This is a genomic window from Streptomyces sp. NPDC028368, assembly GCF_055565615.1.
Window position 1 is genome coordinate 37,198 of the sequence record NZ_JBVHTY010000004.1, and the last position, 25,072, is coordinate 62,269.

General features: G+C 70.4%; 22 protein-coding genes and 1 pseudogene. 15 read left to right on the forward strand and 8 right to left on the reverse strand.

The genetic code is table 11. The features are described 5' to 3' along the window. Positions 1–24 precede the first annotated feature (24 nt). From ACZ4S3_RS10445 to ACZ4S3_RS10480, 8 genes are all read left to right on the forward strand, one after another. Positions 25–453, forward strand: a complete 429-nt coding sequence (locus ACZ4S3_RS10445) for a hypothetical protein (RefSeq protein ID WP_467929889.1) — start codon at positions 25–27, stop codon at positions 451–453. Then, complete coding sequence (locus tag ACZ4S3_RS10450; RefSeq protein WP_467929893.1) at positions 450–1,712, forward strand: NADH-ubiquinone oxidoreductase-F iron-sulfur binding region domain-containing protein; 1,263 nt, start codon at positions 450–452, stop codon at positions 1,710–1,712. The genes ACZ4S3_RS10445 and ACZ4S3_RS10450 overlap by 4 nt, the downstream gene beginning before the upstream one ends. A 51-nt stretch (positions 1,713–1,763) precedes the next feature. Continuing rightward, positions 1,764–1,955: a ferredoxin gene (locus ACZ4S3_RS10455; RefSeq protein WP_467929896.1), complete on the forward strand. Its 192-nt coding sequence runs from the start codon at positions 1,764–1,766 to the stop codon at positions 1,953–1,955. Between the two features lies 1 nt (position 1,956). Beyond that, entirely contained in the window at positions 1,957–4,014 is a 2,058-nt protein-coding gene (locus ACZ4S3_RS10460) for an acetate--CoA ligase family protein (RefSeq protein ID WP_467929900.1), read from the forward strand. Positions 4,015–4,053: 39 nt separating this feature from the next. Beyond that, positions 4,054–5,226: an acyl-CoA dehydrogenase family protein gene (locus ACZ4S3_RS10465; protein ID WP_467929904.1), complete on the forward strand. Its 1,173-nt coding sequence runs from the start codon at positions 4,054–4,056 to the stop codon at positions 5,224–5,226. A gap of 52 nt (positions 5,227–5,278) precedes the next feature. Beyond that, positions 5,279–6,451, forward strand: a complete 1,173-nt coding sequence (locus ACZ4S3_RS10470) for an acyl-CoA dehydrogenase family protein (RefSeq protein ID WP_467929908.1) — start codon at positions 5,279–5,281, stop codon at positions 6,449–6,451. Between the two features lie 99 nt (positions 6,452–6,550). Further along, positions 6,551–7,498: a 3-hydroxybutyryl-CoA dehydrogenase gene (locus ACZ4S3_RS10475; protein WP_467929912.1), complete on the forward strand. Its 948-nt coding sequence runs from the start codon at positions 6,551–6,553 to the stop codon at positions 7,496–7,498. 47 nt (positions 7,499–7,545) lie between these two features. After that, the gene (locus ACZ4S3_RS10480) at positions 7,546–8,157 is read left to right on the forward strand and encodes a TetR/AcrR family transcriptional regulator (protein ID WP_467929917.1); all 612 of its coding nucleotides are present in this window, start codon (positions 7,546–7,548) and stop codon (positions 8,155–8,157) included. Between the two features lie 168 nt (positions 8,158–8,325). On the opposite strand, the gene ACZ4S3_RS10485 is transcribed toward ACZ4S3_RS10480, so the two are convergent. After that, complete coding sequence (locus ACZ4S3_RS10485) at positions 8,326–9,384, reverse strand: YncE family protein (RefSeq protein WP_467929921.1); 1,059 nt, start codon at positions 9,382–9,384, stop codon at positions 8,326–8,328. A gap of 151 nt (positions 9,385–9,535) precedes the next feature. On the opposite strand from ACZ4S3_RS10485, the gene ACZ4S3_RS10490 reads away from it, so the two are divergent. Continuing rightward, positions 9,536–10,465: a LysR family transcriptional regulator gene (locus ACZ4S3_RS10490; RefSeq protein ID WP_467929926.1), complete on the forward strand. Its 930-nt coding sequence runs from the start codon at positions 9,536–9,538 to the stop codon at positions 10,463–10,465. A 103-nt stretch (positions 10,466–10,568) separates the two neighbouring features. Here the strand turns inward: ACZ4S3_RS10490 and ACZ4S3_RS10495 are convergent, their stop codons facing one another. From ACZ4S3_RS10495 to ACZ4S3_RS10505, 3 genes and pseudogenes are all read right to left on the reverse strand, one after another. After that, on the reverse strand, positions 10,569–11,357 hold the full coding sequence (locus tag ACZ4S3_RS10495; protein WP_467929931.1) for an alpha/beta fold hydrolase: 789 nt from the start codon (positions 11,355–11,357) through the stop codon (positions 10,569–10,571). Positions 11,358–11,448: 91 nt separating this feature from the next. Continuing rightward, positions 11,449–12,021, reverse strand: a pseudogene (locus ACZ4S3_RS10500) (aldo/keto reductase); the annotation flags it as partial. Next, the gene (locus ACZ4S3_RS10505; RefSeq protein ID WP_467929936.1) at positions 12,018–12,866 is read right to left on the reverse strand and encodes a helix-turn-helix transcriptional regulator; all 849 of its coding nucleotides are present in this window, start codon (positions 12,864–12,866) and stop codon (positions 12,018–12,020) included. The pseudogene ACZ4S3_RS10500 and the gene ACZ4S3_RS10505, both read right to left, overlap by 4 nt. Before the next feature lie 269 nt (positions 12,867–13,135). On the opposite strand from ACZ4S3_RS10505, the gene ACZ4S3_RS10510 reads away from it, so the two are divergent. Both ACZ4S3_RS10510 and ACZ4S3_RS10515 read left to right on the forward strand, forming a co-directional pair. After that, positions 13,136–13,276: a hypothetical protein gene (locus ACZ4S3_RS10510; RefSeq protein ID WP_467929941.1), complete on the forward strand. Its 141-nt coding sequence runs from the start codon at positions 13,136–13,138 to the stop codon at positions 13,274–13,276. After that, entirely contained in the window at positions 13,269–13,709 is a 441-nt protein-coding gene (locus ACZ4S3_RS10515) for an SRPBCC family protein (protein WP_467929943.1), read from the forward strand. Before ACZ4S3_RS10510 ends, ACZ4S3_RS10515 begins: the two co-directional genes overlap by 8 nt. 99 nt (positions 13,710–13,808) lie before the next feature. On the opposite strand, the gene ACZ4S3_RS10520 is transcribed toward ACZ4S3_RS10515, so the two are convergent. After that, positions 13,809–14,249: a hypothetical protein gene (locus tag ACZ4S3_RS10520; protein WP_467929948.1), complete on the reverse strand. Its 441-nt coding sequence runs from the start codon at positions 14,247–14,249 to the stop codon at positions 13,809–13,811. A gap of 468 nt (positions 14,250–14,717) precedes the next feature. On the opposite strand from ACZ4S3_RS10520, the gene ACZ4S3_RS10525 reads away from it, so the two are divergent. Further along, a complete protein-coding gene (locus ACZ4S3_RS10525) occupies positions 14,718–16,115 on the forward strand; it encodes a condensation domain-containing protein (protein ID WP_467929950.1) in 1,398 nt (465 codons plus the stop codon). A gap of 169 nt (positions 16,116–16,284) precedes the next feature. On the opposite strand, the gene ACZ4S3_RS10530 is transcribed toward ACZ4S3_RS10525, so the two are convergent. Beyond that, on the reverse strand, positions 16,285–18,039 hold the full coding sequence (locus ACZ4S3_RS10530; RefSeq protein WP_467929955.1) for a PKD domain-containing protein: 1,755 nt from the start codon (positions 18,037–18,039) through the stop codon (positions 16,285–16,287). A gap of 517 nt (positions 18,040–18,556) precedes the next feature. Between ACZ4S3_RS10530 and ACZ4S3_RS10535 the strand changes: the two genes are divergently transcribed. From ACZ4S3_RS10535 to ACZ4S3_RS10545, 3 genes are all read left to right on the forward strand, one after another. Further along, a complete protein-coding gene (locus ACZ4S3_RS10535) occupies positions 18,557–18,712 on the forward strand; it encodes a hypothetical protein (RefSeq protein ID WP_467929959.1) in 156 nt (51 codons plus the stop codon). A gap of 139 nt (positions 18,713–18,851) precedes the next feature. Continuing rightward, the gene (locus tag ACZ4S3_RS10540) at positions 18,852–20,090 is read left to right on the forward strand and encodes a hypothetical protein (protein ID WP_467929962.1); all 1,239 of its coding nucleotides are present in this window, start codon (positions 18,852–18,854) and stop codon (positions 20,088–20,090) included. 34 nt (positions 20,091–20,124) lie between these two features. Next, positions 20,125–20,634: a glycine-rich domain-containing protein gene (locus tag ACZ4S3_RS10545; RefSeq protein ID WP_467929966.1), complete on the forward strand. Its 510-nt coding sequence runs from the start codon at positions 20,125–20,127 to the stop codon at positions 20,632–20,634. Positions 20,635–20,710: 76 nt separating this feature from the next. On the opposite strand, the gene ACZ4S3_RS10550 is transcribed toward ACZ4S3_RS10545, so the two are convergent. Together ACZ4S3_RS10550 and ACZ4S3_RS10555 are read right to left on the reverse strand one after the other, a co-directional pair. Then, positions 20,711–22,843, reverse strand: coding sequence for a protein kinase domain-containing protein (locus ACZ4S3_RS10550; protein ID WP_467929970.1), 2,133 nt, complete (start codon positions 22,841–22,843; stop codon positions 20,711–20,713). After that, the gene (locus ACZ4S3_RS10555; protein WP_467929974.1) at positions 22,840–25,068 is read right to left on the reverse strand and encodes a protein kinase domain-containing protein; all 2,229 of its coding nucleotides are present in this window, start codon (positions 25,066–25,068) and stop codon (positions 22,840–22,842) included. The genes ACZ4S3_RS10550 and ACZ4S3_RS10555 overlap by 4 nt, the downstream gene beginning before the upstream one ends. Between the last annotated feature and the right edge of the window lie 4 nt (positions 25,069–25,072).

The following is a 25,072-nucleotide window of genomic DNA, read 5'->3' on the forward strand; positions in this document are numbered from 1 at the left end:
GACGGTGCGCCCCCGGAGGCACGCATGAGCGCTCGCCGAAGTCTGGTATGGCTCGGCCTCACGCCCGAGCCCGAACAGGAACTGCCCGCTGCGGTGGCCGCCCTGCGAGCCCCGGCGGACGACCGCCTGCCGTCGGCCCTCGTCGCCGCCGAGCGGCACCGCGTCGAGCGGCTGGTGCTGCGCGGCACGCAACGCGGCTGGCTGCGCTACCTCGGCGAAGTCACCGCCCTCGTCGTCGAGGCCGCGGCGGGATCCGCCACCGCCGATCCGCGGCCGGCCCTGGTCGCCGGAGAGGTCGTCCTCGACCACCACCGCATGCTGATCGGCCTGCCCGGGGCCGGCTACGCGCGGACCGCCACCCAACGGCGGGATCTGGAACGGGCGTTGGCGCAACTGCGAGCCGGCCACGGCACTGATTCCGCCGGCCACTCCGAGCCCAGGAGCACCCTATGACCGGCGTGTTCTCCCTCCTTCCCGAAGGACGGCACGGCCTGCTCGTCCCGCCGTTCGGCGGTGGCGAGGATCTCGCCCGCTACCTCGCCGTGGGCGGTTACGCGCCACTGCCGGTGCCCGACCGGTTGCTCCACCGGATAGCCGCCGCGGGGCTGCGCGGCCGAGGCGGGGCCGGTTTCCCCGCCGCCGTCAAGCTCCGCGCCGTCCGCGACGCACCCGGTCGGCCCGTCGTCGTCGCCAACGGAGAGGAGGGCGAGCCGGGTTCCGTCAAGGACCGCTGGCTGCTGCGCCACCGACCGCACGTGGTCCTGGACGGCCTCAGGCTGGCCGCGGCCATGACCGGCGCCGAACGCGGCTGTGTGTACCTCTCCGACGCCCCGGCCGAACACGCCGTCCGACAGGCGCTCGCCGAACGCCCCCCGGACCTGCGCGTCGACGTCGTACGGGCGGAGCACGCCTACGTAGCGGGGGAGGAGACCGCGGTCGTACGGTGCATCGACGGCGGACCGGCCCTGCCCACGGCGAAACCGCCGCGCCCCTTCGAAAGCGGCGTTGGCGGCGCGCCCACCCTCGTCGCCAACGTGGAGACGCTGGCCCGCGTAGCGCTGACGCACTCGCGCCCCGACGCCGCGGCTGTTGTCGCCGGTACCCACCTGGTGACTGTCTCCGGTGCTGGTGCCAGTGCCGGCACCGGAGTCGGAGCCGGTGTCGGCGCGCTGGTCGAGGTGAGCGCCGGTACGCACCTGAAGGTCCTCGCCGACCTGGGTGGGCACGGCAGGGCCGAAGCGGTCCTGCTGGGCGGCCTGTTCGGCGGCCTGCACGGTGCGGGCTGGACGGACCTTCCGCTCGACCACGACCGTCTCCATGCGGCCGGCGGAGCGCTCGGCTGCGGAGCGCTGCACTTCGTGCACCCGCAGGACTGCCCGGTCGCCGTGGCCACTGAGGCGGCGGCCTATCTGGCGGCACAGAGCGCCCGGCAGTGCGGGGTATGCGTCTCCGGCACCGGGGCGCTGGCCGCAACCCTCACCGCCGTCGCACGCGGCGAGGCGAGCGACGACACGGCCGACAAGCTGCGCCGCTGGTCGCGGCAACTGCCCGGCCGCGGGGCCTGCGGGCTGCTCGACGCCGCCGCCCGCATCGTCGCCACCCTCCTCGCCCACTTCCCCGACTGGGTCGACGCCCACCGTGGTTCCGCCTGCCCGGCGTGCCTGGACCCGGCGCCCGAGGACGGGCGCCGGTTCACGGTGCCGGTGCCCTGACCCACACCCCCACCTCGCCGACCGAACCCGCCGCACCGAAAGGACCGCACCATGAAACTCCTGCTGGACTCCACCCGCTGCCAGGGCTACGGCCTCTGCCAGGAACCCGCCCCCGAACTGATCGACCTCGACGAGTGGGGCTACGCGCAGATGCGCGGGAACGACGTCCCGCAGGGGGGCGAGGAAGCCGCCGCGGATGCGGTGGCCGCCTGCCCGAACTCCGCCCTGCGGCTGGTGAAGTGACATGGGACGCGACCTGTCCGCTCTCTTCGACCCCGTCTCCGTCGCCGTCGTCGGAGCCAGCGACGACCCGGCCAAGTACGGCCACGCCATCGCCGCGCAGGCCATCCGCGCGAACGGCCGGCGCCCCGTTCACCTGGTCAACCGTCGCGGAGGCACGGTGCTGGGCCGTACCGCCGCCCCCAGCCTGAGCGCGCTCGGCGAGCCCGTCGACCTGGCGGTGGTCTCCGTGCCCGCCGCCGGCTTCGAGGACGCCGTCGGCGAGGCCCTGCGGTGCGGGGCACGGGCGATCGTCGCGATCACCGCCGGCTTCGCCGAGACCGGCGACGCGGGGCGGACCCGCCAGCACGCCGTCGCCGAACGCGTACGCGCCGCGGGTGCCGTGATGATCGGACCCAACTGCCTTGGGCTGGCCGACAACACCACCGACCTCTTCCTGGCCTCCGACACTTTCACCCCTGGCGGCGTCGCGCTCCTCAGCCAGAGCGGCAACCTCGCCCTCGAACTCCAGCTCCGCTTCGCTCCGCACGACCTCGGCTTCTCCCGCTTCGTCTCGCTCGGCAACCAGGCGGACGTCACCCTCGTCGACCTGCTCGCCGACTGCGCCCGGCACGAGGGCACCCGCGCCATCGCCGTCTACGCCGAGGACTTCGCCGACGGACGTGCCTTCGCCGAGGCAGCCGCCGACGCCGGGAAACCCGTGGTCCTGCTCACCGCCGGCCGCGGCGACGCCTCCGCACGCAGCGCCCAGTCGCACACCGGAGCGCTGACCACCTCGGCCGACGTGGTGACCGCGGCGTGCCGCGACGCCGGTGTGGAACTGGTCGCCACCCCCCGCGAACTCGCCGTCGCGGTGGCGGCGTTGAGCGGTACGCGTCGGACGGCGGCCGCTCGCCGGGTCGCCGTACTCACGGACGGCGGCGGCCACGGCGTCGTCGCCGCCGATGCCGTCGAGGCGGCCGGGCTGACCGTGCCCGAATTCCCGGAGCCGACCCGGCGGCACCTGCGGGAGGTGCTGTGGGACCAGTCGGCCGTCGCCAACCCGGTGGACCTCGCAGGCATGGGCGAGCAGGACCCCGGCTCGTACGCGGAGACCGTTGCCGCGCTGCTGGCGGCCGGAGAGGTGGACGCCGTCTTGATGACCGGCTACTTCGGCGGCTACGCGGCTGCCGGCGGCGGCCTCGGGGGAGGCGGCGCCGTGCTGGCGGAGGGCGAGCGGGCGGCCGCGCGCCGCATCGCGGCCCGTCACCGCGCCAGCGCGAAACCCCTGGTGGTGCAGTCGATGTACCCCCAGTCCCCGAGCTGCCGCACCCTTCGGGACGCCGGCATACCGGTCTTCGCCGACACCGAGGACGCCGCCCGCGCCCTTGCCGTCACGGCTCCGCGCGCGGTGCGCGCCGGCGTCACGCCCCTTCCCCCGCCCGCGCCACCGCTGCTCAAGAGCGGCTACATGGAAACCCGCGGGGCCCTCGAAGCGGCCGGACTCGTCTTCCCCGCCGCCCGCGAGATCCACGACGAGACCGAACTGCTGGCCACAGCCGAGGAGTTCACCGGACCGTATGTCCTCAAGGCCCTGCATCTGCTGCACAAGTCCGACGCGGGCGGTGTGGCGCTGGGCCTGGCCGGACCCGCCGAACTGCGCGCCGCCTTCCGGGAGATGCACGCCCGGCTCGGCGCCTCCTCCTACTCCGTGGAGGCCATGGCGGACCTCACCGACGGCGTCGAGCTGATCGTCGGCGTCAACCGGGATCAGCGTTTCGGCCCGGTCGCCATGGTGGGCCTCGGCGGAGTGCTGGCCGAGGCACTGCACGACGTCGCCTTCACCCTGGCCCCCGTGCCCGCCGGCTGCGCCCTGAGCCTGCTGCGCGGACTGCGCACCGCCGCCCTGCTCGACGGAGTGCGCGGCCGCCCGCCTGTCGATGTCGCAGCGGCCGCGAGGGCCATCGAGACGGTCACCACATTCGCCGCCGCCCACCCCGAGATCGCCGAAATCGAGGTCAACCCCCTTCTCGTACGCCCCAGCGGCGCCCTCGCCCTCGACTCCCGCGCCGTACTCGCCTGACCCACCCCGCACACCGTCCCCCTGACCGAAGAGGCCCCCATGGACATGCGCTACACCCCCGAGCAAGCCGACCTGAAGCGCCGCGCCGCCGAGTACGCCCGACTGCTGATGCGTTACGAGGACCAGTCCGAGCAAGCCGGCGGACCTCTGCCGCAGCAGCTCGTGACCGAACTGAGCCGGGCCGCGATGGAGGCCGGCGTCTACGCCATCAACATGCCTGCCGAGTGGGGCGGGGCCGGCCTCAGCCTCCTCGACCAGGTCATCGTCGAGGAGGAATTCGGCAAGGTCACCAACTGCCTCTGGGACATCCCCTGGCGGCCCGCCAACGTCCTGGCCCAGGGCGACGAGCGGCAGCGGGAGAAGTACCTGCTGCCCGTGATCCGCGGCGAGAGGTTCGACGCGTTCGCCGTCACCGAGCCGGGCGCGGGCTCGGACCCCTCCTCCGGCACCTCCACGGCCACCCGCACCGACGGCGGCTGGCTGCTCAACGGGGAGAAGTGGTTCGTCACCTGCGGCGACATCGCCGACTTCCTGCTGGTGCAGGCCGATGCCGGCCCCGAGCGGCTGCCCACGCTGTTCTTCGTGGACAAGGCCGCGCCCGGAGTCGAGATGACCCGCGTGCCCCACTTCATGCACTCCGCCGTCAACGGGCACCCCGAGTTCACCTTCACCGACGTCTTCGTCGCCGACGAGGACGTGCTCGGCGGCGTCGGCAACGGCTACGAGCTGACCAAGGAATGGTTCACCGACGAACGCCTGATGATCGCCGCACGCACCGTCGGCGCGGCCGAGCGCGCCCTGCAACTCGCCCGTGACTGGGCCGTGGAGCGGGAGCAGTTCGGCGCACCGATCGCCTCGTACCAGCTGATCCAGGGCATGCTCGCCGACTGCGCCGTGGACATCGCCGTCAACCGTGCCTACACCCACCAGGTCGCCTGGGAGGCCGATCAGCCGGGCACCGACCGCAAGACCCTGCACGCCAAGGCCTCCACCGCCAAGCTCGCCGCCAGCGAGGCCGCCGGCCGGGTCGCCGACCGCTGTCTGCAGATCTTCGGCGGCCGCGGCTACGACCGCACCTATCCCGTCGAGCGTATGTACCGCGAGCTGCGCGTGGACCGGATCTGGGAGGGCACCTCCGAGATCCAGCGTCTGATCATCGCCAACGAGCTCATCAAGCGCGGTACCCGAGCCCTGGCCCTGCCCACGCCCTGAAACCTTCGCCCGCCGCCCCTGCCCACCCCTCACCCGCACAGCGAGGACTTCCATGGACTTCCGTCTCACCCCGCGCCAGGTACAGCTCAAGGCCGACGCGCGCGCCCTCACCGACTTCATCGCCGCCTACGAGCTCCCGTGCGAGGAGGACAACGGCCTGCCCGCGAGTGCGCACGCCAAGATCCGCGACGCGGTCCTGGACGCGGGGCTGCAGGCCGTCAACATGCCCGCCGAATGGGGCGGCGCCGGACTCACCATCGCCGAGCAGGTCACCGTGCAGGAGGAACTGGGGCGGCTCACCGGCGCCCTGTGGGACATGGTGTGGCGGCCCGCCAACGCCCTGCGGTTCTGCACCCCCGAGCAGCGGGAGCGCTTCCTCATCCCGGTGATCAAGGGCGAGCGGCGCGACTGCTACGCGGTCACCGAGCCCGGCGCGGGTTCGGATCCGCAGAACCTGGCCACCACCGCGACGAAGAACGACCAGGGTTGGGTGCTCAACGGTGAGAAGTGGTTCGTGACCGTCGGTGACCACGCCGACTTCATGATCGTGCTCGCCGCCGCCGGGCCGGACCGCGCACCGACCCTCTTCCTCGTCGACAAGGACACCCCCGGCATCGAGATGACGCGCGTACCGCGTTTCATGCACACCTTCGTCTACGAGCACCCCGAGTTCACCTTCACCGACGTCCAGGTCGGCGAGGACGCCGTGCTCGGCGGCATCGGCGAGGGGTACGACATCACCCGCTCCTGGTTCACCGAGGAGCGGCTGATGATCGCGGCACGCACCACCGGGGCGGCCGAACGGGCACTGGAGCTGTCCCGTGACTGGGCCGTGGAGCGGGAGCAGTTCGGCGCACCGATCGCCTCGTACCAGCTGATCCAGGGAATGCTCGCGGACTCGGCAGTCGACATCGCCGTCAACCGGGCCTACACCCATCAAGTCGCGTGGGAGATCGACCAGGCCTCGGCCGAGGACCGCAAGACCCTGCACGCCAAGGCGGCCATCGCCAAGCTCTCGGCCAGCGAGGCCTCGGGCCGGGTGATCGACCGGTGCCTGCAGATCCATGGCGGCCGCGGCTACGACCGTTCGTACGCCGTCGAACGGCTCTACCGCGAGCTGCGCGTGGACCGGATCTGGGAGGGCACCTCCGAGATCCAGCGTCTGATCATCGCCAACGAGCTCATCAGGCGCGGCTCGGGCGTCCTGGACCTGCCCGTCGCATGACGCCCGGCGGCCGGGGCCGTCACGCGCCCCGGCCGCGGCCGGCCGTAGCCGGCATCAACCGGGTACCGGACGACCGCCACAGATCGGAGACGAAGACGGATGACCGATATCACCGATATCGCTGATGTGACCGATGTGACCGACGTGACCGACATCGAGCGTGTAGGGGTCGTCGGCTGCGGCCTCATGGGCGCCGGGATCGCCGAGGTCTGCGCACGCGCCGACGTGCCGGTAACGGTCGTGGAGCGCGACGCGGAGGCGGCCCGCGCGGGCCTGCTGCGCATCACCCGCTCCCTCGACCGCGCCGCCGCACACGGCAAGCTCAGCGCCGAGCGGCGCGCGGCCGCCTCGGCCCTGATCACCGTGGTCGACCAGATCGAGGCACTGCACGACCACGGCCTGGTGATCGAGGCCGTCGCGGAGGACGAGGGCCTGAAACTCGACGTCTTCGCCCGCCTCGACTCCGTGGTCACCGGCGACCGCACCCTCCTCGCGACCAACACCTCCTCCATCCCGGTCATCCGGCTCGCCGCCGCGACCACCCGCCCCGACCGCGTCGTCGGCGTGCACTTCTTCAACCCCGTACCGGTCCTGCGACTCGTCGAACTCGTCCCGTCGCTGCTCACCTCGCCCACCACCGCGGCACGGGCCGAGAGCTTCGTGACCGGCACTCTCGGCAAGGAGGTGGTCCGGACCCGGGACAAGGCCGGGTTCGTCGTGAACGCGCTGCTCGTCCCCTACCTCCTGGCCGCCATCCGCATGGTGGAGTCGGGCAGCGCGACCGTCGAGGACGTCGACCGCGGCATGGTCCTCGGCTGCGCCCACCCGCTCGGTCCGCTGGCCCTGACGGACCTGATCGGGCTGGACACCACACGGGCCATCGCCGAGTCGCTGTACGCCGAGTTCCGCGAACCCCAGTACTCGCCGCCGCCTCTGTTGTCCCGGATGGTGGAGGCCGGCCTGCTGGGGCGGAAGTCCGGGCGGGGCTTCCATGCGTACGACAGCCAGCCGGAGCGCGAGCGGGTGACACCGGCGAGTCAGCGGTGAGGGAAGATGGTCATGGCATCCGCCCACCGAACGAGGGGAGCCGCAGGGTGTCCACCAAGGCGCGCACGGCAGACACGCGCGAGCGCATCCTTACCGCGGCGTGCGAAGCCATCGCCGACATCGGCTTCGAGAAGATCCGGATGCGCATGGTCGCCGAGCGGGCCGGTGTGTCGACGGCGCTGCTGCACTACCACTTCGACACGCGCGAGAAGCTGTTCACCGAGGCGATGACCCACTCCTTCGCCAACACCGCCCTGGACGTCGAACGCGACGCGGGGACGGCGCCGGCGGCGGTCATCCTGGCCCGCATCCTGCGCAACCTGCTGCCGACCGATCCCCAACTGCACCAGGACTGGCGGCTGTGGCAGGAACTGTGGGTCCGGGCGCTGCGCGACGAGACCACCCGCGTCTTCGCCGTGGACCTGTACGCGCAACTGCACGCCTGGGTGGCCGAAGCGGTACGGCGCGGCATTGCGTCGGGTGAGTTCACACCGACCGACGTGGACGACCTCAGCACGCTCGTCCTGTCCCTGAGCGACGGCTACGGCATCCGCCTCATGCTGCGCGATCCGACGGTCACCCTGAGCACGGCGCTCACGTCCATCTGGCGCCTCGTGGCCGCAGCGCTGGGTCTGCCGGACACCATGCCGACGGACTGAGTTCCCCGGTGTGCCGACCGACCGCGGAGCCGGGGAGGAGAGGCGCTGCCCTCGATTCCGCGACCATGCCTCCCGCACCGGCCCGTAGCCGGGGCACACGGCGTTGACCAACCGGGCCCTCGCCGCGCGACCACCGGCTGAGGGCATGGCGCGTCGTCCTCTCGGGGGTCAGGCCGGGCGTGGGATGTAGGCCAGGCCGTGGGCGCCGGGTTCGCCGAGCTTGGCGATGTCCAGCCGGGCCAGGCCCTGCAGCGTCTCCAGGTCGACGATGTCGACGGTGGACGAGGCGACGCAGGCCACGTAGGCGATCCGGCCATCGGGCGACGAGGTGATGGTCAGCGGGCAGAGCCCTACCTCGAGCTCGCCCAGCTGCTTGTGGGTCTCGGCGGAGAACACCCTGAGGCGGCCCGGCGCGTGGCGTCCGAGCCGGGACACCGGGTCGGGTTCCATAAGCACTTCGCCCGCGAGCAGCATTCCCGTCGACGTCAGGTGTACCGGCAAGACGACGTTCTCCGTGGGCAAGGTGTCGACGACGGAGGCCGTCCGGGCGTCGATGACCCGGATTCCCATGGCCGGCCGCTCCTCGGCGGCGCCGGAGAAGGAACCACCGTAGTAGGGCGAGGCGACGAAGGCCCGCGTGCCGTCGGCGGAGACGGCGAGTCCCTCGCTGCCCGGCACCTCGACCTTCGCGGTGAGGGTTCCCCGTTCGAGGTCGACGACCGACACGAACGGCGCCTCCTTGTTGGTGGCGTAGCCCGTCCTTCCCGCCGGATCGATGGCGAACCAGTGCGGGCCGGGCGCGTCCGTGTCGATCCTGCCCAGGGGTCGACGGGTCTCCGTGTCGATCACCACGACACCGCCGGGCCGATCCGCCGAGCTCTCCACGCTGACGTAGAGGCGACGGCGCGCCGTGTCCAGTGCCAGCCCGTGCGGCCCGTGTTCCGGGGCGAGGTCGACGACCTCGACGATGCGGCGGGTGTCAGGGTCGATGACGGTCAGCTCGGTGCGTCGGCCGCTGTTCGCGTGGTAGTAGCCCGAGTGATACGTCGTGGTGCACCACAGCAGTCGCTGCGTCGGGTCGAAGCACAACTCGTGTGGTTCGGCGGGGAGTTCGAGCGTATCGATGTGCCGGTCGGAGGCGGCGTCGAAGAACGAGACCGTCGGTCCGCTCTGACTGACCACGGCCAGGACATCGCCTTCTCGGCCGGCGCGGGGGGAGTGCTGCACAGAGGGCTCCTTGAACGGGGTGAACGGGATGTCACGCTGAGCGTTTTCGCGGACATCTCCACTCTCCGCACGAGAGGGTTCCGCGACAATGCAAAGATTGGCATCCAATCATTGACTCAGGCGTAAAAGTGCAGGTCAGGAGCATCACTCAATGGATCTCAACCTGCTGCGAGCCCTGGACGCCCTACTCCAGGAGCACAGTGTGACCCGCGCCGCGGAGCGACTCGGCACGTCGCCCGCGGCAGTCAGCCGTACCCTGGCCCGGCTCCGCCGCGCCGTCGGTGACCCACTGCTGGTCCGCGCGGGCCAGGGCATGGTCCCGACCCCGCGAGCCCTGGAACTCCGGGAAGAGGTGAGCGCGTTGTTGCGCAGCTGCGACAACGTCCTGCGGCCCGGAGCCGGTTTCGATGCCGTGCACCTCCAGCGCACCTTCACCGTGCAGGCCACCGACCTGCTCCTGGTGGGGCTGGCCGGGACCTTGACCGACCGGATCCACACGGAGGCCCCGCACGTGGACGTGGTCTTCCTGCCGGAGGCGATAGAGGGCGGCCCCGCGCTGCGGCAGGGCTGGGTGGACGTCGAACTGGGCGTCCTGGGACACCTGGACCCGGAGATCCAAACCCAACAGCTCACCCGGCTGCCTCTGGTCGGCATCGCCCGCAGCGGTCATCCCCTCTTCGACGGACGGATCGACGCCCGCCGTTTCGCCGCGGCCGACCACATCGGCATCTCCCGGCTCGGCAAGCGCCTCGGGCCCATCGACAGCGCGCTCGCGGAACGTGGGCTGCGGCGCCGGATCGCGGTCGTCGTACCCAGCCATACGAGCGCGATGATGCTCGCCCGGCACACGGACCTCGTTGCGCTCACCCTGTCCGACTGGCTCCCCGGCACCACCGCTGCACTGGGACTGCGCACTTTCCCCATCCCCCTCGACCTGGCACCCCTCGACCTCGGAATGGCCTGGCACCCCCGCAACTCCACCGACCCAGGACACCGCTGGTTCCGCGACCACTTGGCGGCGGCGGTCCTGGCCCCGTCCGGGGCGGGGGACGACAGCTCTCAGGGGAGCGTGACGTCGTAGGGGCGAGGGCGGGGTGGGGCGGCATGCAGGCCAGGCGGGTGTGGTCGGTCAGAGCTGTGTGCAGGCGAATCTTCCCCGGGGGCGTTGCGGCCCGGCGCATTTCTCATGCGGAGGGTGTTGGTCTCGGGAGGCGGTTCACGAAGTCCACGAGCAGTTCGCAGAACGCCGCGGGTTGCTCCAGTGGTGCGAGGTGGCCTGCTGCGGGGATGACCGCGAGGTCGTCCGCGTCGAGTTCCCGGGCCAGATCCGCACCTCCGCGGAAGAAGTCGGGCATGTCGTGCTCGCCGACGCCCACCACGGCCGGGGTGGAAAGTGCGCGCAGCGCGGCCGGGTCCTTGCTGAGCGGGTCCCTGGCCCGGGGCGGCTCACCGTGGGCGAGCTGTGACTCCAACTGGTTGCGGAGCATGTCGGCCGCGTGTGCTGTTACGTCGTCGGATGCGCCGTCAGAGGTCCACGCTTCGAGCCCCGCCCGTACCGCTGCGTCGATGTCGCCGGCGTCAAGCGCTGTTCGTTCCCTGTCCCAAGCTGTCTGGAGACGGGTGGAGGGTGCTTGGTCATGCGGCCGGTAGCCCACCAGGAACAGGCCGTCGACCCGGTCAGGCGCAGTCACTGCCACCTGGAGGGCCACCAGCGCGCCGAGTGAGTTCCCGGCCATCACGAAGCGGTCGACCCCTAGCTGGTCGAGTGTGTCGAGGACGTCTGCCCATGGCGCCACCACGCGCTGGTCCTGCACGATCGCCTGGCCATGACCGGGCAGGTCCAGGGCGATCGCACGGATACCGGCTTGGGCGAGGAGCGGCAGGTGCGTGCGCCACATGGTCCGATCCGTGGGCCGGGCGTGGAGCAGTACCACTGCCCGTCCTTGGCCTGCCTCATCAGCCGGCAGAAGCATCAATCGAGTCCGTTCTGGAGAAGGCGAACGAGAAGGAGAGAGGGATCCGGGGTCACCGTGCGGCGGCTCTCATATGGCGTGGGCGAGTTCGTCGATCTCCTGGTCGTTCAGGCGCAGTTGGGCCGCCGCCCACCGGCGCCCAGGGGATGAAGCCGATGCGTTCCCGGGCGCAGTGGTCGAGAACGTCGGCGGAGCCGCGGTCGGTGAGGTTGTAGCGGTTTTGGACGGTGGCGATGTCGGCGATCCGCCGTGCCTGCTCGATCTGGCCGACGGTCACCTGGGACAGGCCGATCGCGACGATCTTGCCTTCGTCCTGGAGGCTCTTCAGTTCACCGACCTGGTCCTCCAGCGGCACTTCCGGGTCGACCCGGTGCAGCTGGAACAGGTCGATGTGGTCCAGGCCGATGAGCACCTCGTCCGGGTAGCGGTGGAGGGCTTCCCGGATGATCTCCTCGCTGACGTATGGTCCGTAGGAGTCGGCGGTGTCGATCAACTGGACGCCGAGTTCGACGGCGCGGCGGACCACGCGGATGCACTCGTCGCGGTCGTCGGGTTCACCCCACACGCCGAGCCCGGTGAGCCGCATGGCGCCGAAGCCGAGGCGGGCGACCTTCTTTCCGGCGATCTCGAAGCTACCGGCAGCGTGGGCGACGGGATCGGTCATGAGTGGATATGTCCTTCCTCTGAAGCGGTGCTCTGCTCAGCCGGCCTGCGCAGCAGGATCAGGCCGTCGCTGCTGGCGCTGCCGGGTTCGGCGCTGTAGACGGACAGGTGCTGACCAGGAGCGCTGGTGACAGCCAGCGCCTCGAAGTGCAGGCGCAGTTCACCCACCTGCGGATGCAGGAAGTGCTTGTCCTCGTGTGTGCGCGGGCGGACCTCGTAGCGTGCCCACAAGGTCGCGAACGCAGGGCTGTGGACGCCGAGTTCGCCGACCACACGCTCGATGCGCTCGTCATCCGGGAACTGGGCCGACGACGCGCGAAGGTTGTTCACCGCGATGCGCGCCGCCCTGTCCCAGTCTCCGTAGAACTTCCGGGCGTACGGATCCAGGAAGATCATCCGAAGCAGGTTGTCGTAGCGGGCGAAGCCGCGGTACAGCTCCTGCGCCATCGCATTGGCGGCAAGGACGTCCTGGGAGGCGCCGACCACGAATGCGGGCAGATGGCGCAGGCTGTCCATCAGCCGCAGCAGGTCCGGGCCGACTGCCGTGGTTGGCGCCACCGACGGCCAGGGAGTGGTCAGCCCCAGCCGGAACAAGTGGGCGGTCGCGGCATCGTCCAGCCGCAGTGCACGAGCGATCGCCTGGAGCACCTGCTCGGACGGATGCCGCTCGCGGCCCTGTTCGAGCCGGATGTAGTAGTCCGTGCTCACCCCGGCGAGCAGCGCCACCTCGTCCCGCCGCAAACCGGGCACCCGGCGTGAGCCGTCGTCGGGGAAGCCGACATCCCGCGGCATGGTCGTATCGCGGCGAGCACGCAGATAGTCACCGAGTTTGTTGTCACCGTCCATGCCGACCAGGCTAGGCAGGACAACGGGCGAGTGAATGGGTGTGATGCACCCACCCGAGCAGGCCGGCGCTCCTCACCTGGCACTCTTCCGGTCGCCCGCACTTGCGCACAGGGCCTCCAGCCGGTCGGACGATGAGTCAGGAGTCGGCGAGGCGCGCCGGAACGATCCCCCACCGACGGGGGCTTCACGTAGGCATACGCAGGCCAGGAGCGCTGAGTGGGCGCAGTGCACCCTCCCATGTCCACCGCGGTGCTCCTAGCCTCGACGGCGTGAACGGCAGCAACAACACCGACCGCACAACAGCGGTCGCGGCAGAAGCCAGAAGCAGTGCGGGGTCCGGCGCCCAGGCCTGGCGCGACCGCTCGACCGACCCCTGTCCCGCTCCGACCCAGGAGACCACTCATGCCTGAAACGCTCGCCAGTGCCGTCATCCCAGCCGATGCCGCAGCAGTGTGGCGCACCCTCCGCGACTTCGGCGGCCTGGCCAACTGGCAACCTGCCGTCGCGCGTAGCGTCCTGCGTGACGGAGACGCACCTGACCGCGTCGGCAGCGTCCGTACCCTGCTCATGGCGGACGGTGAATCCGTGGTGGAAACCCTCGTCGCACTTGACGACCATCAAAGATCGCTGACCTACGACATCGCCCGCTCCCCATACGCCATGCGCGCGTACCGGGCCACCATGCGGGTCCAGCCGCTCACCTCCACCGGCGAAGCGTTCGTCAGCTGGTCGGCGGTGTTCGATTGCGAACCCTCCGCGGCCGACGAACTGACAACGTCCTTCCGGGACGAAATCTTCGCGACGGGACTACGCGCGCTGGCCGGGCACTTCGCTGCGTCCTGAACGTTGGCGTGGGCCCGAACAGGGGAGGTTGCCGCCGCCAGGCGCGGCAGAGGGCTACCCGCCATGCTGCGCCCGGACCGGTACCCCGCGTCGCTGCTGTCAGAGCGTGGCGGCCACCTTCGCGTCGGCGTAGTGGTCGCCGGCCGGGGTCACGATGCTCGCCGCGGCCTTGACGTGATCCCCCTTGTGGAACGAGGACCCCGGCTGCGGCCGCAGGGTCAGCCGCGCGACGTGCTTGTCCGCGTCACAGACGAGCTTGCTGTTGGGGAAGGTGCCGGTGGCTATGGACGGGTGCCCTCCGTTCACCTGGGCCGGCTTCGTCACGGTGGCCTTCACGTGCACGTCGGAACCAGGGTCGCAGGAGTAGGTGACATCGGCCTTGATGACGGGCGCATGCCGTGTGTCGAGGGCGACCTTGCCCAGGGCGATGGAGTTGGCCTTGGCGGCGGCCGGCGAGGCCATGGCAACCGCGCCCGCGGTGAGCATGACGGCGGCGACGACGGTACCGGCGACACGGTGGCTGACGCGAGATGGCTTCACGGGATACTTCCTCCGTTTTGTGTTGTCGAGTGCTGTGCTGCACCTGTTTTGACTGCAACCGGTGGCGCTGGGTTGTCTCGTCAGCGCAGGCAATCCTGATCTTCGAAGGCCGGCGCAGGGGGATTCCTCGCCGTCCGTCGGGTCAGGGTGACGCAACCGAGTAAGTGCCCACCCACCGTGGCCGGACCGCTTGACGCAGCATCGGACCGTACGCGGCCCCAGCGTGCGCGCGACCGGCCCCCAGCGTGCGCGCGGCCGCAGCGGCCATCCAGGGCGTTTCTTTCCGATCATCCGATCGTTGGTCCAGCTGTGCCATGAGCGATGCCCACAGGCATGGACCGACGGCGGTCCAGTGGCGGTGGTGCCCCCACGGCGCGGCTGGCGGCCACAACCTCGCGCTCGTTATTTATCCGAACCTTCCCTGCCATGCCTGTTCCCGAGGGCATGTGAACGGAGAGCCCCGTGCGAATGACCGACATCCAGGGTTGCGATGTCCGGCCCGGCCGTGTCGTGGAATGGACGCTGCATCGGACCAGCGTCGAGGCCGCGATGAGTTCGCCGGATGATTCCCGCCCGCCCGCGTACGTACAGGAGTCCCACGTCCGAACTGCGCGATCGGTACGCCAAGACGGCTTGTTCGTACCGACCTGGCTTGGCACGGCATTCGATATCCCGGGACAAGTCGATCTTGACGTTCTCCACGGCGCGCTACGGGACTGGACACTTCGACACGAGACGCTGCGCAGTGGTTTCCGCTGGGTCGGCGACGAAATGCGACGCTTCACGCTGGACGCCGATGCCGTCGCGCTGCACCGCGAAGACATCGGCACCTTTTCCGACGCGGCGACGCTGACCCGGTACCTGCAGGACCGCTTCGACGTCGCAGCGAACGCGCTCACCTGGCCGAACTTCATTTTCACCGCGGTCGTCAGGGATGACGGCACAAGCGTCTACATGGCGTTCGACCACAGCAACGTCGACGCGTACTCCATCCACCGCATCACCGCCGAGATCCACGAGCTCTACGCGGCCGGCCTCGAAGGCCGTGCCGTGGATGCGCCACCGGTCGCCAGCTATATCGACTTCTGCGCAACCGAACGCACGGAAGCCGACCGGATCGACGACAGGCACGAAATCGTCGCCCGCTGGCGGGAGTTCATCGCCCAATGCGGCGGGAAGCTGCCGAACTTCCCCGTCGACCTCGGCCTGGCCCCCGAAGGGCCGCTGCCCACCCAGAAGTTCATGCACGAGATGCTCGTGGACGACACGGACGCGGAAGCCTTCGAGGAATACTGCCGTCCGTACGGCGGAAGCCTGGTCGGCATCCTCGCGGCCGTCAGCCTCATCGTCCGTGAGATCGGCGAGCAGGAGGTGTACCGCACCGTGGTGCCGTTCCACACCAGGGTGAAATCCCAGTGGTCGGGTTCCGTGGGCTGGTACGTGGGTGGCGCGCCGATCGAGATTCCCGTGGCGCAGGCGCCGGATTTCGACAGCGCACTGAAGAGGGTCCGCGCCGCGCTGCGGGAGAACCGGCGAATGTCACGGATGCCCATCGCGCGCGTGCTCCGTCTGCTGGGTTCCGACTTCCGGCCCACGTCTCCGGACCTGTACTCGATCGTCTCGTTCGTCGACGCGCGCGGCGTCCCGGGGTCGGAACGGTGGCAGGACCTCAAGGCGTACGGGCTGATCCGGGTTTCGTACGGCGACCAGGTGTGCGCGTGGGTCACCAGGCTCCACGAGGGTCTGCAGTTCGCCAGCCGCTATCCAGACACCGGCATCGCGTCCAAGAACATGCGGCTGTGCGTCGAGAGGCTCCGGGAACTCATGGTTGAGGTAGCGCGAAAAGACTCGGCCGTGCGCGTCTGACGAGCTTGTGCACGGTTGGCGGTGCGCGTCGAGACCCTGATCGTTGATCACGGTGCCTGGCGGGGCACCGGGCACGGCAGCGATCACCGAAGCCGGCGGATAAGGATGTCGGCGCGGCCGTGCCGAGGGGGCGGCCCGCTCCTGCGAGCCGCCCCCTCGGCCGGAGCCTTCAGTCCGTGGTGATGGCTCGGGCAGCCTCGACCAGGACCTTTCCTCCATCCTGACCGGTCATCACGACCCGTGACAGCCAGGGACCCTTACGGTCGTAGGCATGGGTGACGGCCGCCTCGCTCGTCTCCCGCTGCGTACCGTCGCCGAAGTACCAGTGGTAGCGGTACCCGACGGCGGGCGGCTTTCCGTTCACCGTCACCGACATGGGCACCTCACTGCCGACGTGCGCGTTCTCCGGGATGTTCAGCTGCGCCCGGGGCCCCTGCCGGGGGAGGTGGAACCACTTGCGGACACTCGGGTTGAGGAGAAAGGCGTCGGCGTACTGCCGGGCGCCCTCGATGTCGGGGTGACCGACCGCCGCGCTCAGGCACTGCAGAGGCGTTGCGCTCAGCTCGGGACAGGCCCGCGTGCGCAGCGGGAACGCCGGGTCGGTCACCGGCGTGTTCCAGACCTTGGAGTCCCGGGTGAGAAGGGCATTGTCCACGGTGAACAGTCCGTCGGCCGCAGCCGCGTACGGACCGTCCGTGGAAGCCTTGTTGGCGGCGGCCGCCGCCTGATGGTAGGCGGCATTGGCCAGTTGGGTGTACTGCTCGTAGCGTTCGGCCACGCTGCCGAGGGCGCTCTTGCAGGAGGTCAGCCGTGCCCCGGCGACTCCCGGGATCGAACAGGTCCTCACCGGGATCGGAGAGCTGCTGCGGCTCAGCGCGTAGTAGAAGTCGGCCACGATCACCTTCGGCCGCCCCGGCAGGGAATGGGCCTTCTCGATCGCCGCCTGCATCCCGCGTCCGCCGTATCCGACCTTCGCGCCGCTGAAGTAGGGCACGTCCTTGGCCGGGTTCTCCGCTGCCGCGCCGATGCCGGAGCACTCGCGCTTCACTGCCTTGGGCAGGTCCTTCGAGCCGGGGGTGATGCCGACGCCGATGCCGAAGAAGGGGTCGAGGTCGTTGATGCACCCGTTGATCACGACCAGATCGAGACCGTAGCGGCCCGCCCGCGCCTGCGCGCCCGCCTTTTCCAATTGGCAGAACACGTCCGGCATTTGCTGGGTGACCTCGCCGAACTCCATCTCCCCGTCGCCGTCCGGGTCCTGCTTCTCCGTCGTGTGCAGACAGGCCGCGTCATTGTTGCCCGCGGGCAGCTCGGGCGCATCGAGCACCGCGCCGGAGATCGAGTAGTCGAAGTGCTGGACGCCCCGGCCGGTCTTACGGCCGAGCAACTCACCTGTCAGATAGGGAAACTTCTGGTCGTGGTCCAGGCCCTGCCCCCAGACCACGGAGTCACCGACGGACGCCACCCGCACCGGGTGGCACCCCCGGCGTACCGTGTCCCGCCAGACCTTGCCGTAGTGGCCCGGCGCCGGGTCGCCGGGCGAGGCGGCGATGCGGGCGTCGACCTGTAGGGCGGTCTCGGCTGCGGGCACCTGGTTGTAGGGGATGCTGAACTCCGCCGTGCCGACGTTGGCTGCCATGGTGAGGCGCCCGCCGGCCAACTGCTCCTGGCCGGCGCGCACGCGCCACTCCACGGTGGCCCCGGCCTTTGCCGCGGCGGGATCGTAGACCTCCACCCGGCCGTGCACGGCTCCGCTGCACACCGGATTCGGCGTCAAGTCCACGTCGAGGACGAGGGGGAACGCGGATCCCGGCAAGACGCTGGTCTGCGCCGCGGCGGGGTGCCCGCCGAGGAGCTGGCCGAGGAGCACGGCGGCCGCGCCGGCCGCCGCGAAACGCCTCGCCGCGAACGAGCGACGGGCCACGCCCGGCCCGCTCGCAACGGAACCCGCGCCGGTGCCCGTCCGCCTTGGCACGACCCGCCGCGCCCACGCTAATCTCACGCCAACACCCCTGTTTTCGCTGTCGTTTCGGTCTGTGCGGAGTCGACTGAACTCCGCATCGGTAGGGATGATGGCAGTCGGGAGACCGGCATGGACTGCGAGCGGGGTCCCATGCTCAGTGAAACTGATCACTTACCCGCAGTTACGGGCCGCGGTGCGGCTTGCGCGAGCTGGTTTGTGGGTGAGTTGCCTGGTCATGAGCGTGATGGCTGCCGATTTCGTAGTGGGCGCAGGGACGCCACCATCTGACCCCTCGTCAGCTAGTTCCCAGACGCGATCATCTCGTCGGTGTTGCGCCAAATTTGGCGCACGGAGCGCGATCCGAGCCTCGGCGACATTGCCTTTCATTGACATGGATTTGGGTATCCCTTTACGTTCGGGGGGTGCGGCATCAGTACAGGTCATCGCCGCATTCCCCACACGCTCCGGGAGGTCCCACATGGAACTGCTCATCAAGAAGATGGCCCAGGACGACGTCTGGCAGGGCTGGCTGGCCGCCAACTCGGCGCAGCAGGCGGCGAAGGACGGCTGCATCAGCGCCGCGCCCAAGTCCGGCTGCATCAGCGTGGCCCGGAAGACCGGCTGTATCTCCTGACGGTCACCCGCTGACCGGCCGGATGGCCGACCGATGAGCGCACGCGAGCGGTCCGGTGGAGGTTCTCCCGCCGCCGGACCGCTCCCGGGCGCAACGCCCCACCCCACACGCCCACCTTCCGAGCACACAGGAGGGGTCCATGGATGGTCAGCCGACCGCCGAGGTCATCGAGCAGATCCGTGACATTCCGATCTACCGCCAGTCGCTGGAGCGCGGGCACTTCCCGATTCTCGACAAGCCGGAGATCGCCCGGGGTTTTCCCGACAACTGGATGACGCCCCGACTGGCCGCCGCGCTGGAGTCCGGCGAGGCCGAGTTCGTACTGTCCACAGGTACCAACCATGCCCGTATGCAGATCATCCGGCCCCCGTATTTCCTCCTGAATTCCTACTACCAGCTGTGGCGCGAGCACCCCGATATCGCCGAAACCTGGGAAGCGGGCTGCCGACGCGTTTCGCTGACCACCGTGCTGGCGACGGAACACGTCGCCCGGGTGAATGCCAAGAAACGCGGTGTGGACGCGGATCCCGTACCGCCCCTGGACGACCGATGGCTCGACGCGCGTACCTGCTATCTCAATCTGCGGCTCGACCCGGCGCTCTGGGAGCGCGACGAGGTGGAGCGGATGCTCACGGAGATCCGGACGGCCGCACAGGCGCACCCGCACGGCTGGTATCACCTCGACTGTTCCAGCTATCACCTGGCGCATCTGCTGCGAAAGGTGATCGAGTGGGGGCTGTGGGATGCGTTCCCGCCGCCCGCCAGCGTCATCCACGCCTACGAATACACCCCGGTGAACGTCCGGCGTTTCCTGGAACAGCATTTCGCGTGCCCGATCATCGACCTGTTCGGCAGTACCGAGCTCGGCTATCTCTTCTTCAGCGACCGCCGCGGCCGGTACCATCCGCATCTCGACAAGATGAGCGTGGAACTCGTCCCGGTTGCCACCGGAAGCACGATCTACCAGCTCATCGTGTCCAGCGTGCGCAATCCGTACATGCCGCTGATCCGGTACCGCTCGGGAGACTGCGTCCGCACTCTGGACGGTACGCCCGACCTCGACAGGATCTCCCAATTCTGCGGCCGGGAAAAGGAGTTGCTCGCCTCGCCGCACGGTCCCATCGCCCAGGGCGATCTCGACCGATGCGTCAGCGAAGCGTCATCGCATGTCTTTGTGCACCAGTTGCGGCTGCCGGGCACCGGCGAAGCCCAGCTGGCCTATACGACGTTCACGGGTGCACCCATCGAACCGGCCGAGGCCGCGGCGCTGGAAGACGGCATCCAGGAGCTGACCGGGCGGCGCTGCCGACTCGACCACCGTACGCATATCCCCATCGGGAAGTCAGGGAAATACGCCTGGCTCGCCAACGACGCCTGAACCACACGGGCCATTCCCCCCGGACAGGAGAAGCATGACCAGTCAGCCGCGGATATCCGCCGACGACCTCAAGGCACTGCTCGGCGATGCGCTGCACTCCGAGGTGGTGGAGCATTTCGTCGAAAGGACCGATGCACCAAGAGAGTTCGTGGCACGCCAGGTCACCGAGTGCCTGCGCTATCTCTATCTCGTCTCCCGGTACCGCGACCGGCTCAGCGGCCTCTTCCTGCCGGTCGAGCAGGACATCGACGAGATCTGGCATTACCTCATACTGCAGACCCGCGAATACCGCACGCTGTGCGAGGAACGGCTGCCGGGCACGTTCTTCATCGAGCACCGCAGCATCGCCTACGAGGACTACCAGCAGAAGCCGGGACGGGAGCAGGCTCTCGAAGAGGCACTGCGCTGGATCCCGTTGTACTGCCAGGAGTTCGGGCCATTCGACGAGGGCGCGCTGCCGCACTGGACGATCGTCCGTTTTCTGCATGCGCAGATGAGCCTGTCGCTCACCGAAATCGCGGCACTCGAACCGATGGCGGCGTGACCGTCGGCCCCGTCGGGACGAGCTGCCCCTTGCTCGCTCTGGGCGGTGGGGCCGCACCGTCGGGCGGCACGGGCTGCTACGCCTCGGGCACCGAGAAGGAGAAGAGTTTGCCGGACCAACTGGCGAAGACGTGGTCCTCCACCGGGAACGCCGACCAGGAGCCGGAGCCGCCGCTGACCGGGTACTGCCAGACTTGCTTGCCGGTCTCGGCGTGGAAGCCGTACAGCCCCTTCGGCCCTGCGGCGAGGAAGAGGTTGCGTACGGCGCCCAGGAACTGCAGCGTGCCGAGGCCGGAACCCGCCGTCCAACGGACCGCTCCGGTACGGGAGTCGACGGCGTGCAGAACCTTGTCGAGATAGCAGACCGTCGCGCCGGACACGTCATAGCCCCGGTTTCCCCGGGCGGCGGTCCGCACGCTCCACAGGGTCTTCCCCGTCGCCGGGTCGAAGGCCGCGAGCAGCCCGCTGGTCGAGCCGCTGGCGCCGGTGCCCGGGTAGCAGAACAGGGTTGTGTCGTGCAGGCTCAAGGACCCCTCGTACATCAGGATCTGACTGTTCGTCGACGGCAGTGCGGTGCGCTTGCTCCACAGTGTGTCGCCGTCGGCGGAGTTGAGGGCGAGCAGGTTCATGTCGCCGTCGATGGCATAGAGCACCTTGCCCCTGGACGGCGGGTAGAGGGCGACGAGGTCCTTCGACCACAGCCGGTCGCCGGTGTCCGAAGCGATGGCGGTGTATCCGTTGAGACTCGCGGTCGTGGACGTCTGCGCAGCCCTGCCCCAGACGATCAGCCGGCCCGCCGGGGTGGTACCGACCGCCGAGATTGCGCCCATGTCCGGCGACTTCCACCGCACCTCGCCGGTCGATGCGTCGAGCCCCTGGAAGCGCCCGTTGTCGCCCATGGTCACGACCAGTGAGCCGCTGGCGAAATCCAGGTGTGGCGCGCCCGTTCCGGTCGGGGACGCGTCCCACAGTTCCTTTCCGGTGCGGCCGTCGAGGGCGTGGACCTTTCCGTCGGTACGCACCGTGTAGACGCGCTTGTTATCGGCGAGGGCGGCGATGTTCTGGCCGCTGACGTCCTTCCAGAGGAGCTTGCCGGTGGCCCGGTCGAAGCAGGCCCCCGAGGTCTTCCCGGCACACAGCAGAGTGGACGGGGTCACTGTGAGCAGGGACATGCCGGGCTGCGGGAGGTCCCCGGTCCAGGAGAGCTCGGGGGCGGCCGCCGCCTTCTCGTCGCGTGAGCGGAGCAGCAGGGCGGTGCCTCCGGCGGCCGCGGCCGCGGCGAGCACCGCGCCGCCGAGCAGTATCCGGCGCCGACTGAGCAGGGGAGTGCGCACCTCGTCGCCAAGGCTGCGCTCCGACTCGGCCACCTGCAGTTCGACCGCGCCGAGCCAGCCCGCGGTGGTCGACGGACGCAGCCACTCCTGCAACTGCGCGACGGTCGGCCGCCGGTCCGGGGCCTTGTCGAGGCAGGCGGCGACGGTGCCCAGCAGGGCGTGCGGGACGCCGTCCAGCTCGGGCGCCTCGTGGGTGGCGCGGTAGAGCAGCGCGTGGGCCGCGCCGGTGCCGAACGGCGGGGTACCGGTGGCGGCGTAGGCGAGCACGGCGCCGAGGGCGAACACGTCGCCGGCGGGCGTGAGTTCGGCGCCGGTCGACTGCTCGGGCGACATGAAGCCGGGCGACCCGATGATCTGGCCCTCCGCGGTGAGCACGGTGCCGTCGACGGCCCGGCTGATGCCGAAGTCGATGACTCTGGGCCCGTCGAAGGTGAGCAGGATGTTGGACGGCTTGAGGTCGCGGTGGATCAGTCCCGCGCGGTGGATGGCGGCCAGCGCCTCGGCCAGGCCCGCGCCGAGCACACGCAGGGTGGCCTCGGGCATGGGCCCGTGCGCCTCGATGGCGTCGGCGAGCGAGGGGCCGGGGATGTACGCGGTGGCCAGCCAGGGCTGCGGCCCCTCGGGGTCGGCGTCGACGACGGGCGCGGTGAAGGCTCCGCTGACGGCGCGTGCCGCGTCCACCTCGGCCTTGAAGCGCCGCCGGAAGTCGGGATCGGCGGCCAATTCGGGACGTACGACCTTGACGGCGACGGCACGGCCGCTGCGCGACGCGGCCAGATGGACGCGGCCCATGCCGCCCGCGCCGAGTTCCCGGATGACTCGGTACGGCCCGATGTGCGGGGCGGCGGTGTCGGCCTGTGCGGTCGGCGTGGTCATCGGGCGGCGCTCCGGAAGGCGTAGAGGGTGGTGTCGGATGCGGCGTAGACGGTGGTGCCGGTGATCTGCACCCGCCACGCGCTGCTCTTGTTCTTGGTTTCAGCGCCGGAACCCTGGTGCGCCCAGAGGACTTTGCCGTCCGTGGCGCGCAGGACGATGAAGCCCGGGGTGTCGGCGCTGAACAGGGGGTATGCCAGCAGGGACGAGGAGACGGAGGGGCCCGGATCGGATGCGCCGCCGGGGTCGAGGGGCAGCGGACTCGCGGTGTGCCACAGCTGCTTGCCGTTGCTGGTGTCGAGGGCGAAGACGGTGGCCTGGCCGTCCACGACATAGGCCCGCTTACGCCGGACCGTGGTGGGATTGAGGTTGGTCGGCTCGTCCACGGCAGTCCACAGTTTGCGGCCGTCGGTGGCGTGGAACGCCTGCACTTTGGTGCTGGTGACGAGCAGCGCGTTCCCGTCGGTGGCCAAGTCCGGGTAGTCGCCGGGCCTGACGACGTCCCGGACCGTCCAGCGCACCTCGCCGGTCCGCAGGCCAAGGCCGTGGACGGTGCCGCCGTCGTGCAGGAAGCAGAGGCGTCCGTCGGAGGAGGCATGGAAGTCGCTGCCGGCCACCTTTCGGGACCACAACACCTTCCCCGCGGCGAGGTCCACGGCGCACACGCCGTACCCCTGGTCGCCGGAGGTGCCGAGGAGGGCGACCGAGTCGGCGACGCAGAAGACGTCCTGGATGTGGTCGCTGAAGGAGGTCCCCTCCTCCGGTTCGGTGACCGGGTGGCTGAACTTCAGCTTGCCGTTGCCGTCCAGGCCGAGCAGATAGCCGCGGTCGCCCCAGGCCGTGGCGTACAGCGTCGACCCCTGGACGCCGAGCCAGGAGGGCTTGCCGCTGACGTCGGACGGCACGCGGGGCGCGGCCGTCCACCGTTCCTTACCGGTCGCGGTGTCATAGCCGATCGCCGTGGTCTGGTCCCATTGCACCAGGGTGTCGCCGAGCAGCCGCAGCTGTCCGTTCTGCAGGCGCCGTAGCGGGCTCGACCACTGCGGCTTCGGTCCTGGGGGCACCTTGACGCCGGGCCGGACCGCGGTGCCGCCGGCGCTGCCACGGCCCGGGGTGCGGCCGGGCTTCGCCCCCCACCCGGCCAGGGCCGCCGCGCCCGCGGCCGCTGCCGCGGTGCCGCCGGCCGCGGTGAGCCACAGGAAGCGGCGGCGGCTCGGCCCGCTCGGAGCCGCCGTGACCAGCGGGGTGATGGGCACTGGAGGCGCGGTCACCAGGACGGCGGCGTGCGCCTCCCGCCTGGCAAGATCCTCCCGCAGACCCGGCGTGAGCAGCGCGGAGGGCTCGGCGGGACCCAGTGCGGCCAGCACCGCGGTGGCGGACGGCCTGCGGGCGGGGTCCTTGTCCAGGCAGGCCGCCCCCAGGGGACGCAGCGCGTCGGGTACACCGGTCAGCTGGGGCGGGGCGTGAACGGCCCGGTAGAGGATCTCGGCAGTGTTTCCGGTGCCGAAGGGGCCCCGGCCGGTGGCCGCGAAGACCAGGACACAGCCGAGGGAGAAGACATCGGCTGCCGGTCCGGCCTCGCGGCTCGACACGATCTGCTCGGGGGCCATGAATCCGGGCGTCCCCATCACGGCGCCCGTCCGGGTCAGCTGCGTCGCATCCGCCGCCCGGCTGATACCGAAGTCGATGACGCGGGGCCCGTCTTCGGCCACCAGCACGTTCCCGGGCTTGAGGTCGCGGTGGACGATGCCGGCGGCGTGGATCGCCAGCAGCGCCTCCGCGAGGCCGGTGCCCAGAGCCCGCAGGGCCGGCTCGGGCAGCACACCGAAGCCTCGTACGACGTCGTGCAGGGAGGGTGCGGGGATGTAGGCGGTGGCCAGCCAGGGCTGGGGGGAGTCGGCGTCCGCGTCGAGCACCGGCGGAGTGAAGAAGCCGCTCACCTTCCGGGCGGCGTCGGCCTCGCGCCGGAAGCGCCCGCGGAAGTTCGGCGTCTCGGCGTACTCGGGCCGGATGACCTTCAGCGCGACCAGGCGCGAGCCGGGCGACCTGGCCAGGAAGACCCGGCCCATGCCGCCCTCGCCGAGGAGTTGGAAGACCTCGTACGGGCCGATCCGGCCCGGCCCCGGCTGTAGCGGGGCCGGGACCAGGGCGTGCGGCTGCGGGAGAGTGGTGCGCTGACGGGTCTGCGGCAGCGTCGCGCCGCTGCCGCCGTGTTCGGGTGTCTCCACTTCG